13 protein-coding genes are annotated in these 13,829 nt (G+C 47.6%); 10 read left to right on the top strand and 3 right to left on the bottom strand.

The genetic code is table 11. From position 1 onward, the window contains the following. Positions 1 to 11: 11 nt before the first annotated feature. The gene (locus HQ393_RS16255) at positions 12 to 1,721 is read right to left on the bottom strand and encodes a PAS domain-containing sensor histidine kinase (protein WP_179356620.1); all 1,710 of its coding nucleotides are present in this window, start codon (positions 1,719 to 1,721) and stop codon (positions 12 to 14) included. Positions 1,722 to 1,818: 97 nt separating this feature from the next. Between HQ393_RS16255 and hslU the strand changes: the two genes are divergently transcribed. Beyond that, the gene (hslU, locus tag HQ393_RS16250; protein WP_179356618.1) at positions 1,819 to 3,147 is read left to right on the top strand and encodes an ATP-dependent protease ATPase subunit HslU; all 1,329 of its coding nucleotides are present in this window, start codon (positions 1,819 to 1,821) and stop codon (positions 3,145 to 3,147) included. Between the two features lie 63 nt (positions 3,148 to 3,210). Here the strand turns inward: hslU and HQ393_RS16245 are convergent, their stop codons facing one another. Next, positions 3,211 to 4,182 (bottom strand): autotransporter domain-containing protein, encoded by a 972-nt coding sequence (locus HQ393_RS16245; protein WP_218871226.1) that lies wholly within the window; start codon positions 4,180 to 4,182, stop codon positions 3,211 to 3,213. 474 nt (positions 4,183 to 4,656) lie between these two features. On the opposite strand from HQ393_RS16245, the gene nrdD reads away from it, so the two are divergent. The 9 genes from nrdD (at position 4,657) to HQ393_RS16200 (ending at position 12,753) form a co-directional block, all read left to right on the top strand. After that, positions 4,657 to 6,885 carry an anaerobic ribonucleoside-triphosphate reductase gene (gene nrdD / locus HQ393_RS16240; protein WP_179356616.1) on the top strand — a complete coding sequence of 743 codons (2,229 nt, stop codon included), beginning with the start codon at positions 4,657 to 4,659 and terminating at the stop codon, positions 6,883 to 6,885. Between the two features lie 5 nt (positions 6,886 to 6,890). Next, positions 6,891 to 7,343 (top strand): anaerobic ribonucleoside-triphosphate reductase activating protein, encoded by a 453-nt coding sequence (gene nrdG / locus HQ393_RS16235; protein WP_179356614.1) that lies wholly within the window; start codon positions 6,891 to 6,893, stop codon positions 7,341 to 7,343. A 226-nt stretch (positions 7,344 to 7,569) separates the two neighbouring features. Next, positions 7,570 to 7,743 (top strand): pilin, encoded by a 174-nt coding sequence (locus HQ393_RS17975; RefSeq protein ID WP_179356612.1) that lies wholly within the window; start codon positions 7,570 to 7,572, stop codon positions 7,741 to 7,743. A 67-nt stretch (positions 7,744 to 7,810) separates the two neighbouring features. Next, positions 7,811 to 7,993, top strand: a complete 183-nt coding sequence (locus tag HQ393_RS18160; protein ID WP_179356610.1) for a prepilin-type N-terminal cleavage/methylation domain-containing protein — start codon at positions 7,811 to 7,813, stop codon at positions 7,991 to 7,993. 22 nt (positions 7,994 to 8,015) lie between these two features. Further along, a complete protein-coding gene (locus tag HQ393_RS16220) occupies positions 8,016 to 8,369 on the top strand; it encodes a hypothetical protein (RefSeq protein WP_179356608.1) in 354 nt (117 codons plus the stop codon). Between the two features lie 30 nt (positions 8,370 to 8,399). After that, positions 8,400 to 9,281 (top strand): ABC transporter permease subunit, encoded by an 882-nt coding sequence (locus HQ393_RS16215; RefSeq protein WP_179356606.1) that lies wholly within the window; start codon positions 8,400 to 8,402, stop codon positions 9,279 to 9,281. Between the two features lies 1 nt (position 9,282). Further along, positions 9,283 to 10,140: a tetratricopeptide repeat protein gene (locus HQ393_RS16210; RefSeq protein ID WP_179356604.1), complete on the top strand. Its 858-nt coding sequence runs from the start codon at positions 9,283 to 9,285 to the stop codon at positions 10,138 to 10,140. After that, a complete protein-coding gene (locus HQ393_RS16205) occupies positions 10,137 to 11,036 on the top strand; it encodes an ABC transporter ATP-binding protein (protein WP_179356603.1) in 900 nt (299 codons plus the stop codon). Before HQ393_RS16210 ends, HQ393_RS16205 begins: the two co-directional genes overlap by 4 nt. Beyond that, a complete protein-coding gene (locus tag HQ393_RS16200; protein WP_179356601.1) occupies positions 11,023 to 12,753 on the top strand; it encodes an O-antigen ligase family protein in 1,731 nt (576 codons plus the stop codon). Before HQ393_RS16205 ends, HQ393_RS16200 begins: the two co-directional genes overlap by 14 nt. Here HQ393_RS16200 and HQ393_RS16195 read toward each other — a convergent pair. Next, complete coding sequence (locus HQ393_RS16195; protein ID WP_179356599.1) at positions 12,747 to 13,829, bottom strand: glycosyltransferase family 4 protein; 1,083 nt, start codon at positions 13,827 to 13,829, stop codon at positions 12,747 to 12,749. The genes HQ393_RS16200 and HQ393_RS16195 overlap by 7 nt on opposite strands.

Below are 13,829 nucleotides of genomic sequence, written 5' to 3'. Positions count from 1 at the left end.
CCTATTTCTCCCTATAAGGCACGGGGGAAAACAATCACAAAACTGGCGCCGCCACCTGGCGTTTCTTCAATACTGATCACGCCTTTCAATTGAGCCACCACCAAATTATGCACAATGCTCATTCCCAAACCGCTACCTCCTTGCCCCCGCTTTGTAGTGTAGAACGGCTCAAATACTTTTGCTCTAACAGATTCAGCGATCCCGATCCCGTTATCCATAAAACGCATTTCAACCAGCACATCACTCAATATCTGCACCTTGATTTGCATCACGCCATGTTGGCCAGCAACAAAGGCATGCAAAATAGCGTTATTGACTAAGTTGTTGAATATTTGAGTAAATGCACTAGGGTAGGTATGCACCATCAAGCCCTCGGGGCAATCCAAGGTAATGGTGTGGGTCGTTTGGCGCAAACTAGGTCGCAACGATTGCAAAATTTCTTGCAGGTATAAGCCCAAATCAAACTCCCGAATCACTTCGGCAGTTTGATCCACCGAGATGTTTTTGAAGCTACGGATCAGGCGAGCGGCATTATCGCAATGACGTAAAATCAGCCCAGTTGCATCATGCGCGATCTCTAGATAATGTTGTAACTCGCTTTTTTTCAGACTCCCCGCATGGACCAAGTCTAGTACGGTTTCAGTATCGCCATTCAGTGTTGAGGCCGCAGTCAAGGCGATCCCCAGCGGCGTATTGACTTCATGAGCCACCCCCGCCACCAGCGCCCCAAGCGCCGCCAATTTTTCCGATTCAATCATTTGCATTTGCGCATTACGCAATTGGGAAACCGCCTTTTCAGCGGCTTCTTTCGCATTCGACAAATCCTGTATCGTTTTGCGCTGCTCGGTGATATCGCTGTGTGTGCCGACAATCCTAACTACGTGCCCCTCCAGATCACGGCTGGCCACTGCGCGAGACAATATTTGCAGCCAATGCCCTTCTTTATGCTGCATGCGAAATTCCAGCTCAAAGATGTCATAACTGCCTTTCGGCCTTACCTGCACATATTGGGCAAAGTGATTCGCAACACGCTCGGCATCGTCGGGGTGTATCAACTGACGAAATGCATCAAAAGAGCTGGCTAATTCCTGATCTAGGTAGCCCAGTATTGATTTACAGCGTTGTGAGAAATACCAGCTATTGTCATCAGCATCCCATTCCCAAATGCCATCACCCGTTGCCTCTAGCGCCAACGCCCAGCGCAATTCAGAACGCCGCAGTTGTCGCCCCATGTCATTTAATTCGTCGAGCGCATTGGCAAACATCTCATTGCGTTCACTCAGCTGCGCCATCTCCTGCGCTTGCTGCTGCTGCAGTGCTTGCATGGCATGCAGGACGGGCGCAAAGGTCGAGCCTAAAGCCTCAATTTTGGCGGGCTCAAGCTGCGGCAATTCGGGAAGTAGCCGCGTGGCCTGCTGTTGCTGTTTTTTTTGCACAGCGAGCAATACCCACAGTGGTATTGAGCTAAAAAGCAAGAAAAATAAGATCAGCACAAATATACCCAACAAATCCGAAGAAAGATGGGCTGCATTCATCTCAAAGTGAGGCGCCATCGTGCCAGCCTTAGCCATTGCCGCGTGTTGCAGATCAATCAGCCAGTAGGAGCCTGCCAGCATGGCTGCAAATAGCAAGCCAAGCCAGGCCATCAATAGCAGAGTAAGCGGTTTGACGTTCACAAACAGGCTCAGCACAAATTTGGGGAATATTACTAATATAGTCAATCAAGCCCACTCTGCAGCACTCAAGCGCCGTATGTGGGCTTTAAATTTATCCCTTCAGCCCCGATGTAGACAGCACTAGCCTTGAAGGAAACGCACGATGACGCAAATGACGCCGCAAGAAATTGTTCATGAACTCGATAAACACATTGTTGGCCAGGCTGCAGCCAAAAAAGCCGTCGCCATTGCGCTGCGTAATCGCTGGCGTCGTCAGCAAGTGGCCGAACCGCTACGCCATGAAATCACGCCTAAAAACATTCTGATGATAGGGCCCACTGGCGTGGGTAAAACTGAAATCGCCCGCCGTCTGGCCAAGCTGGCTGATGCCCCGTTTATCAAAGTAGAAGCAACCAAATTCACCGAGGTCGGCTATGTCGGCAAAGACGTTGACAGCATTATTCGGGATTTGATGGAAATCGCGATCAAACAAGTACGCGACTCGGCCATCGCCAAAAATCGCGTCAAGGCCGAAGATGCCGCCGAAAACCGCATCCTCGATATTTTGTTGCCGCCACCATCGACCAATAACAATTACGGCAGCGTCAACCACGAAGACCCGATGTCTGAGACGCGGCAGAAATTCCGCAAAATGCTGCGGGAAGGTAAATTCGACGACAAAGAAATCGACATCGAAGTTGCGGCGCCGACGCCGAGCATGGAAGTCTTTGCACCGCCCGGCATGGAAGACTTTTCCAGCCAGATTCAAAGCATGTTCAAAGGTGCGATGGGCGAGAAAAAGAAAGCCCAAAAGATGAAAGTGCCCGATGCGCTCAAAGCATTGATCGACGAAGAAGCCGCTAAACTCGTCAATGAAGACGACGCCAAAGCCGAAGCGCTCAAAATCGTTGAGCAAAACGGCATTGTCTTTATCGACGAAATCGATAAGGTAGCCACCCGAGCTGAAGGCAGTGGCGGCGAAGTATCACGCCAAGGGGTTCAGCGCGATTTGCTCCCGCTGGTTGAAGGCACGACCGTCAGCACCAAATACGGCATGGTCAAAACCGACCATATTTTGTTTATCGCCAGTGGCGCGTTCCACTTGGCCAAACCGTCGGATTTGATCCCTGAGCTGCAAGGGCGCTTCCCGATTCGCGTCGAGCTCAATTCGCTGACCGTCGAAGACTTTGCCACGATCTTGACCGGCACCGATGCGTGCTTGGCCAAGCAATATCAGGCGCTACTGGCCACCGAAGAGATCGAGGTTAATTTCACCAACGACGGCATCGCGCAAATGGCGCAAATGGCGTGGAAAGTGAACGAAAGCACGGAGAACATCGGCGCGCGTCGCTTGTACACGATCATGGAAAGATTGCTGGAAGATGTGTCATTTGATGCCAAACGGGGCACGGTGACGGTGGATGCGCCATTTGTCAGCGAAAAACTAGGCAGCTTGGCGGGCAATGAAGATCTAGCGCGTTATATGCTGTAATATATATAGGGTATACGTCCAAAGATCATTATCTATTTCATCTTTAGACGTATACCCTACATTTTAGAAGCTCACCGCAATACTTGCACCGATCCCCGAGACATCTTGACCGAACATATAGCGCATTAAAATCCGCGTACGGGAAATCAGATTACTGTAATTGCTCGAATCAAATTCAAAGCCTGCGCCCAGCGTCGACAAATTATCAAAACCCAAGATACCGGCCTGATCGCCAAAATAGCGCGAATGCGAAAACTCCAGCACATAGCGCAAAGGGCGCGACATCAGAACCAAGCCCGTAGGCGCCCGCCAACGCGCCCAGATATTTGCCGTTTGCGAGTCGGCATTACTATTGAGGCTGTTGCCATTGGCAAAGCCTTGTAAATGAATCGCCGAATACCGCAGCTCAACGTCAATTTCATGCTCGGGCAAGACCAGCTCGTAATCAAGCATCAAGGCGCCACCCAGCCCGAGGGCATTCATCGAGCCGCCATCGATAAATTTATATTCATTACCGGTTTTATAATTGAGCCACCAATTCGCGAGCTTTAAGTCGCTAGCTACCGCGCCGAGCGAAAAATTCACAATCGGTCGGAAAACCAGATTTTCCACCACCGGAAAATCCCAACCTATCCCACCCGTCGCTGTTACGGTTGTCCATTTGAGCGGCACACTGCGCGTTTCCGAGCCCGATGTCGCCACAAAGGTCGGGTCGTAGCGACTGTAGGCAATTGCACCTTCCAGATACAAGGGCGTTTCCACGCTCATCGTTGCCCCGCCGCCCAGTTGACTCATGGCCAGATTTTGCTTTTCGCCGCCCGAGCCTTGAATTGACAAACTGCTACTCGCCAAATCCAGAATGACCGAATAAGACATCAACGCCAACACGCCATCGGCCTTTTTCTGAATTCTGACCGGATCAAATGTGAAAGAGCGCCCGCTGTTTTTTTCGACAAAGGACGGCAAATCAATCGCTTGCGTCAAAGGAGTCATCAACGCAAACAGCAAAACAGCCAGTTTCCTAGACTTCATCATGGGTCAATTGAGTGCGTAAATTATGAGCTACCAGCATAGCATAGCGCCTACTGACGTTTGGTTTACAGTTGCCAGAGTGCAACCTTGAAATCACACCTCAGGTACTGTCGTCACGATGAGTCCGTCAGCTTTTCCCGCCAGCCGTCAGAATTTGACGCCCATCAAAAACAGCATATTTAGTGTCATTTTTAGAAAATAATCACCATATATTGTGTATTGCATTGCGCGCAAGCTGATTAAAATACGCATTGAGCTACGGGGCACAGGGTGGATGCGCATTGGCATCCAGCAACGGGCAAATGATCAGTCCCGCACCAGACTTTGAATTGGCTTGGCCATATACATTGCAAGGTATATGACTGTAGAAATTTAGATTCATCGCTTTGAAGGCAATACCTCATTAATGAGCCATTTGGGGCGAGTGCTGCTTGCTCGCCCACTTTTTTAAATCGCCGAACCAAGGAATCGTCCAGCATGTTGAAAGTGATCAAGCGAGATGGCGCCAAAGCCGCCTACGACAGCGCCAAAATCTTTGAAGCCTGCCGCCGCGCCGCCACTGCCGCCAAATATCCGGAGCCGGAATTGCTGGCCGAGCAGATCACGACCTACGTTGAGGACGAATGCCGCAAACTGGCGGAAGCCGATTTATTCAAATCATCGCCATCGCCACTGGATATCCCGACTATCCAGCAATTGGTCGAAGACGCGTTGATGCAGGAATACCCCGAAGTTGCACGTATATATATACAGTATCGTTTTGAGCGCGATCGCATCCGCGCGCAAGGCTCCGAGCTGCATGCCAAATTGATGGGGCTGGTTAATAAAACCGACCGCGAAGCCACGACCGAAAACGCCAACAAAGACGCCAACGTTTTCCCCGTGATGCGCGATTTGATGGCTGGGATTGTCTCCAAGCAGTTCGCCAGCACCTTTCTGCCCAAAGATATTCTGGAAGCGCACAATAGTGGCGATATCCATTTTCACGATCTGGATTATTCGCCCTTCCTGCCGTTCACCAATTGCTGCCTCGTCGATTTACAAGGCATGTTGCACAATGGCTTTCGCCTCGGCAACGCCAAAATCGAAAGCCCCAAATCGGTCGGCGTTGCGTGCGCCGTCACCGCACAAATCATCGCGCAAGTGGCCAGCCATCAGTATGGCGGCACGACGATTCCCAATATCGACCAAACGCTCGCACCGTATGTGTTGAAAAGCTACGAGAAAAATCTCGCAGTCGCGTATGAATATCAAATCGCCGATCCTGAGCGTTACGCCAAAGAGCGCACCGAAAAAGAAGCCTACGACGGCATACAAGCGTGTGAATACGAAATCAACACGTTGTTTAGCTCAAATGGGCAGCAACCCTTTGTGACCTTCTCATTCGGCATGGGCACATCGTGGGCTGAACGCATTATCCAGCAATCAATTTTGCGCGTGCGCATTCGCGGCTTGGGCAAGGAAGGCACGACGCCGGTGTTCCCGAAATTGGTGTTCTTCCTCGACGAAGGCATTAACCTCAAACCAAGCGACCCCAATTACGACATCAAACAACTAGCGCTTGAATGCACATCCAAACGCATGTACCCCGATATTATTTCGGCCAAGCTCAATCGCCAGATTACGGGCTCGAGCGTTCCGGTATCGCCGATGGGCTGCCGCAGCTTCCTGCCTGCGTGGCACGATGAAAATGGCCGTGAAGTGCTCGATGGGCGCAATAATCTGGGGGTGGTCAGCCTGAATTTGCCGCGGATCGCGATCGAAGCGAAAGGTGATTTGGAGAAATTCAACGCTCTGCTGCAAGAGCGCCTGCAAACCTGCTTCAGAGCACTGTATCTGCGCATTCAACGCCTGCAAGGCGTCAAAGCCAATGTCGCGCCGATTTTGTATACCGAAGGCGCTTTTGGCCGAAAATTAAAGCCGACCGACGGCATCATGGATTTATTCAAAGATGGTCGCTCGTCAATTTCGCTCGGCTATATCGGCCTGCACGAAGTCGGCGTGTTGTTGTTTGGCCATCACCCCGCGCATAGCCCCACAGCGCGCGAATTTTTGCATGGCGTGATCCAGACCATGAGCGAAGCGACCAAACAATGGAAGCGCGACACTGGATTTGGCTTCTCACTGTATTCAACGCCCAGCGAATCGCTGTGCCACCGTTTCTGCAAACTCGATCAGGAACGCTTCGGCACCATCGACGAAGTGACGGACAAAGGCTATTACACCAATTCATTCCATTTGGATGTTCTGCACAAAGTGAATCCATTTGAAAAAATCGATTTTGAAACTGGCTACGCCGAACTCGCCACTGGCGGCCACATTACCTACGTCGAATTACCCAATATGAAGCACAACCTGCTCGCGCTAGAGCGCATTTGGGACTATGCCGTCACTAAAGTGCCGTATTTCGGCAGTAATACGCCGGTAGACGCGTGTGGGGAATGCGGCTTTATGGGTGAAACGCTCGCGACTGCAGACGGATTCATCTGCCCCGAGTGCGGCAATGACGACAGCGCGACACTGTCAGTCACCCGCCGAGTGTGTGGCTATCTCGGCAGCCCGAATGCCAGACCCTTTAATGCGGGCAAACAGAAAGAAGTCATGCGCCGTGTGAAGCATTTTGCGCAGACCTCACATAGCAAAGGGTATGACTCTACATTCAATACAAATAAAGAACTTGAGAGCAATACCCTAGAAACCTGCTAAATCAGATGAATTACGACCGCTATTACACCTGCGATTTAGTCAACGGCCCCGGCATCCGAGTGACGCTTTTTGTCACTGGGTGCCAACACGCCTGCGCAGGCTGCTACAACCAATCCACCTGGGATAGAAAATCCGGCCAGCCCTTCACCGCAGAGATCATGGAAGAACTCCTCGCCGTCTGCGCCACTCACGATGGCCTCAGCCTCTCCGGTGGCGACCCCCTCCACCCCGCCAACCGCGCTGAAATCCTTAATCTATGTAGGGTTTTCAAGCAGCGCTACCCAGAAAAAAACATCTGGCTGTGGACGGGATATTTGTATGAAGACGTACAAAATCTGGAAATCATGAACTACATCGACGTCGTCATCGACGGCAAATACGAGCAAGATCAACCCACCACTCAGCCATGGCGCGGCTCAGCCAATCAGCGGCAAATCATCATCTCACCTCAACGCTAAACCTATCCCGCGCGTTCAATCGCATCAATAAATTAGTACTTACTGATAAATGTGCCATTTTTTGGCACACCAATGACATAAAAGCGCGAACTAACCGCTAATCAGCCCTTGTTCATCATTTCTTTGGCAGTCAGGCCATGGGTACTAAGCTATAGATGTAACTTGGCACACACTATGCTAAGCACATACAGCAGCACCCAAGCCAATTCGCCTGAAGGAGAACAACATGAAAGGCTTTACATTGATCGAGCTAATGATTGTTGTTGCCATCATCGGCATTCTTGCCAGCATTGCAATTCCGCAATATGCAGAGTTCACAACAAAAGCAGAAGATAAGACTGCGCTCAGTGATGCTAGAAATTTCTTAACTGCTGCAACTGTAAATGGTGCTTCAAATTAGTTGGCACACTTTGTGCTTAATATAAAAAACAGTGGATTCCCCACCCCTTTCAATAAGGATTTAGATCATGAAAAAACTGCAACAAGGCTTTACACTGATTGAGTTGATGATCGTGGTTGCGATTATCGGCATTTTGGCTGCTATTGCGATTCCGCAATTTGCGGAATACACCAAAAAAGGTGAAGACAAAGCTGCTCAGTCAGACGCACGCAACTTCTTGACTTCTGCATCTGCAAACTCTAACCAATAATCGGCCATCAGGAGATATTGACATGAAAGCACGTTTTATTATTGCGGCACTTTTGGCTGCCGGGTCGGTAAACTTTGCATCAGCTGCAACACTAACCTCATCAACGGCTCTCTGCGCTGCAACAGGTGCAGGCAACGGCACAGCAGTAACGACAAGCGCCACAGGCTACCTGCAAGCCGGCTTTACACCAACATGCTCTGCCAACACCCACTTAGCAGCAATGGAAGACGCAGTACAAGTCGGTGTTTGTGCATCATCAAAGAAAGGTAAAAACTACTTCGGCGGCAACACCAACGGCGCATCACCAAATGTATCAAGTGCCTGCCCAAGCACAGGTTGCGTAGCTAAAGCAGCAACGGTTGCCGGTTGCTCATAATATTATTTAGTTTAGAGTAAAGCTAAAATAATGAAAAAATGGTCACTGTGTGACCATTTTTTGTGTGTAAAATCTCAAAGGCATCATAACATTTATAACGTTTCCGTGAAAAACCTATATTTATTTACCAAGCTCACAATTCTATCCGGGGTGCGCAATCGCGCAATTTGGCTCATTTTATTTATTGAAGGGCTGCTATTGGGCGTAGCCTATCTTGCCGGCTCATTTTCCGGTAGACAGCCTGTGATTGTAAGTCTAGATGTGGGATATTCCGGCGTTCGTATAGGACTGATGTTCCTTGCCTTGGCGTGGACGCAAGAATTACTGCAAAAAGACCTGGATCGAAAAACCGTACATTGGTCGCTCTCCTATCCTTGCGCGCGCAGCATATTTTTAGCTGGTAAATTAGTGGGCATTGCACTATTACTTTTGTTCGCCGCTATTTTATTTGCGATGCCATTGGCGCTTATTGCCAAGTATGCCAACTGGGGCTACATCGGGCTGGTTCAGCCTAACTTAAGCGCATTCCCGATAACCATTATGGGTCTTTGGCTCGAATCTATCGTCATCCTGGCATTTACCGTTTGCATGGCTTGCATTAGTACCACCCCATTTCTAGCAATCGGCCTTGGATTAATGTTTTCATTGGCAGGCAGAGGACTCGCCGCGACACTTAATTTTTTACAATTTAGCGACTCAGTAGATCCCGAATACACAACCACATTTATTCCCATTGCCAATTTTTTGCGCTGGCTACTACCTGATTTAAGTGCTTTAGATTGGCGACAAGCCGTTTTATATAGCAATTGGGCAGGGCTTGAACCCAAAGCCGCATTAATCATGGCTTCTGGCTATACTTTAATATTTACCGCACTGGCAATGCAGATTTTCCGCCGCAGAGCCCTTAATTAAAATGGCAAGAAGAATTTTCACCTCAAGCAGTAAAGAATTAATCTGCATAATTACTCTGCTGGCGATTGGCTTATTACTGCATTCAATCGGCAGTGTCCATCTTAATCAACATCGCAGCGTCAAAACACAGGATGATAATCTAACGATTGCAATGCCAGTCGAGGTGCAGTTACTGACTTCAGCAGGGGATCGTTATCTTGCAGCGAACATTAACGTCTTTCGCGCCATAATGGTGAGCTATCAACCCGATCAAATCACTGTAAACACACAAGCCAAATTACAAACAGAAGCAGCCACATTCAATCCAGCACATGAAGACAATTACTATCTAGCTGCCGCAACACTCAGTTGGCAAAATGCCGTTCCTGCAGCGCAGCAAGTATTGAAACGGGCCATGGATCACCGCCAATTTGATCTTTACCCTCCATTCTATTATGGCTTCAATCTGCGCTATTTTTTACACGACACCATCGGTGGCGCTCGCTACATAGAAGAGGCGGCCAAAAGAACAAACGGGGGGAATCAGCAGGCACTATTCGCAATAGCGGCACGCTGGTATGAAAAAGCGCCAGACACCCAGGAGGCCATCAATATTGTCCGAGCAATGCACAAACAATCCCGAGATCCCGCATTACGAAAATACCTTGAACAGCGGATCTCTAGGCTAGAAGGGCTCGCCACTTTAAAAATCGCCGCCACACAGTTTATTAAGCTCAAGAAAAAACCCGCAAAAGAATTAAGCGATTTTGTAAACTCTGGCTTGTTAGAATCAATCCCTCTAGATCCAACCGGACTAGGCTATGAGATTGATCAACAAGGCACACCCATCTTGGGCAACGCGGTAAACAAAAAACCATGACAACGCCAGCTATTGAACTATCCAATCTAAGTAAATCCTATCGCAGCCTCTGGGGAAAGGAATCCGTAGCTCTAAGTGCTCTGAATTTAGAAATCCAACAGGGTGAAGTATTCGGTTTTGTAGGGCCCAATGGCGCAGGGAAAAGCACAACCATCAAAATCATAATGGGGCTATTACAGGCGAGCAGTGGCAGTGCGCAACTTTATGGTAAAGACGTTCGTGATGCCGATTCACGCACTGGTATTGCTTATGTACCTGAAAGTGCGCTTCTCAACGATTATCTGACTCCTCTAGATATTCTAGAGTCTGGCTGCCATTTTCATAATGTAAAAACAGACAATTTGCGTACTCATTGTCTGAAATGGCTTGAACGTTATGATATTGCCAATGTTGCGAACAAACCGCTTCGCAGCTTTTCAAAAGGGATGACACAACGCACCGCCTTAGCCCACGCAATGGCGATTCAACCAAAATTACTTATTCTGGATGAGCCACTGTCAGGCCTAGATCCACTAGGTCGAAAATTGGTTTTAGACATCTTGGCTGAATATCGAAGCCAAGGTGGATCTATATTTTTCTCATCCCACGTGTTATACGATGTTGAACGCCTAGCGGACCGATATGGCCTTATTCATAAGGGTAAATTGCGTACTGTGCGCAGCCCTGCTGAATTACTGGGCGATGAAGCCACGGTATTGATTACAAGCTATGGGAAAAATGAAGTCGCAGGCATGCAGCATCAAGGCTTGTTGCGCTGGCAAGGTGAAATAAAACGTTCAGTCTTATGGGCCACTTTAGAAGCACTCGAAAAGGCTGGGCATGAAATTCATGAAGTCCGCTCCACAACCACATTAGAACAAGCCTTTTTGGATCTGATAAAAATTGACACCCAATAATAAAAAATATTTCCCCTTTATTATCAGTTTAATCGTTTCACTTCCATTTTGTGCCTCTGCAAATTTTCAGGCGCTACCAGATTTGACCCAAATATTAAGCAGCTTTGCTTTAATTTCACTGGGTCTTATCTTATACAAAACCGATAAAACCTACTCATCGCCAATACCATGGGTATTTTATGGCCTAGTGTATTTAGCCAGCCTCATTGCCATCACCCCATTCATACATTATCGCCCCTTTAGCTCTAGCTGGCTACCCGCATTAATAGGCGTTATTTCACTTGCCATTTTTAGCCTCGCAATTACCAATTACAACAACAAAACCCAATTATTTGACTACTTATGCAAAGGTCTACTGCTGGGTGCAAGTGCAAATGCTTTATTTGGAATCTTGCAGTGGTTTATCTCCTACTTTGACGACAACAATCTTCCTATTTATGGCTTTATTAACCAGCGCAATTTATATGTCCAATACCTTACACTAGGAAGCATTGCGCTTGCATATCTTTGGAATAAAAAAAAAATAAAAGATCATTATGCTCTTCCTCTCACAACCCTCCTTGCAATAGGGGCTGCATTAGGCGGATCTCGTGCCAGCTTTTTATACCTACTCGCCCTGCTACCATTCTGCCTACTATCGAAACCATTCAAAGCCGAAGTTGATATTCAACGCCTATGCAATAAACTATTAATCATATGGGCAATCAATTTATCTGTGATGCTATTCCCATTGCTACTGATAATGCCCCAAGCAAACACAAATGAGATAAAGACGAATACAGAAAGAAACAGTGCGATTGCCCGGGTTGTTACAAATATGGATCACGCAGCCAACAACGTTCGCCTTTATGAATTAAAAATGAGTGTACAATCGATCATCAAACACCCAATACTAGGCATTGGATGGGACGGATTTGCACTTGAACAGCAAAATATAATCCAGGGCAAAGAGTATTCACACCTCAATGATTGGCCGACCTTTTTAAGGACAAATACTCACAATGCAATTTTGCAATTATTTGTCGAATATGGCCTTTTCGCCATTCCGATACTACTTGGATTTTTATACCTAATTTGGCATATTTGGTACGAAAAGCAAACTGATGCACTAGCTGCCATGGCTCTTCTAGCCGTACTTTGCATACAATCCATGGTTGAATATCCGTTATGGAATTTCCAATATTTGGCCATCTTTATAATCTTAATAACCCTCTTCGGTCCGATCAAATCAACGAGTAATATTTCCATTCCGAATATTTTCTATCCGGCATCAGGAATAATTGGCTCTGGGCTGGTCATATATTCTGTTTATTTAATGATAACACTTCTTCCTGTATCTGCACCTGGCTGGATATGGAAAGAAAATAGGGCGCATATTCCACAATTAGAACACTATAGAGATAATTTTCTCGTTGACTATCATGTTCACAACATGCTGCTATCGCACTGGAGATCACCAACGGTTCAAATCAACAATGCGCGGAATCTCTGCAAGAAAATAAATAATTACAGACCAACGCCCCAGTCTTTACTTTGCGAGGCGGTGATCTCACATCAAGAAGGCCATCCAGAACAATCCAGAGCTCTAATGGCATTTTCAATACATTCCTATCCGCAACTTGCGACATGGACCATTTCTGAATTTAATAAATCAACCGCAGCAAAAAGCAGGATAGATTCTCGCAAAGCTTCAAGCATCATTGAAATGTATCAATGATGACGTAGCCAGCGAGGCGTTTTAAATCGGATTAGTGATTGATATAAATAGAGATATAACACCACATAGAGACCCGTTGAAAACTGCAACATCAAGGGTAAATACCAAAACGCTACAGCTGGAAAAACAGCAAGTGATGTTAGCAGCCACAAATACGGTGACGTATTCGCATTTCTCCTATCATTAGCAGCACCAGCACCTGCGGCCCATCGAACGACCCTTTTGTACAGCAGCATATGCAAATGTATTCCATCTGGTAGCAAGGGCGATCTACCACGATAAATCCACTTTCTGTATATAGAAAATAAAGTCTCAATGACTGGATAAATCACCAACAACATTGGAAACCAAGCCGACACCTGAGGATTACGGGCAACCAATAAAACCGACGTTAACGCAATGCCGAAACCCAATAGGTAAGCACCACCATCTCCCAGAAAGATAAGACCACGTGGGTAGTTCCAAATCAGAAATCCCGCAATACCCCCGACAGTAATGATGGCAAAACTCCATATCAGGCGATCTCCAACCGTATACCCCACGTAGGCTAATGCGCTCAATATCAGGATTGAAACCACCGCCGCTAGGCCATGATAGCCATCAATAATATTGATTGAATTTGTCACCCCAACCAAACCCAGCACCGTAAAAACTATCGCAACGATGGGTATGCCGAGCAACATATCAAACCAAGGCCAGCCAATCTGAGTAACGATGGCTCCCATTGTCAGGCAGGCAAATAATGCCGCTGCAAGCATCCCCGTAAGGCGAGTCAGAATTCCCAAACTTTTGGTCAAATCTTCCAATAAGCCAACCAGAAAAACAATCCCCACCAGAGCCAGCATATGCAATAAAGAAAAGCCTTCAGGCTGCCCCTTTAGAAAAACCAAGGCAGAGGCTGATAAGATACCCAGAAAAATAGCCAAACCGCCTACTCGCGGAACTACCTTGCTATGGAATTTCTGAGCCCCCTGCAAGCGATTGTCTCCTGAATACGCAACATGCCAGCGCTCAAAGCGCACAATCAGCAATGAAATCAGGAAAGAAACAAAAAAAGAAAGTAATAAGGCCTGCAT

Origin of the sequence: Chitinibacter bivalviorum (genome assembly GCF_013403565.1) — a bacterium.
In the GTDB taxonomy this organism is placed as follows: Bacteria; Pseudomonadota; Gammaproteobacteria; order Burkholderiales; family Chitinibacteraceae; genus Chitinibacter; species Chitinibacter bivalviorum.
The sequence above is the reverse complement of the archived record's forward strand: the minus strand, read 5'-3'. Positions and strand labels throughout refer to the sequence as shown.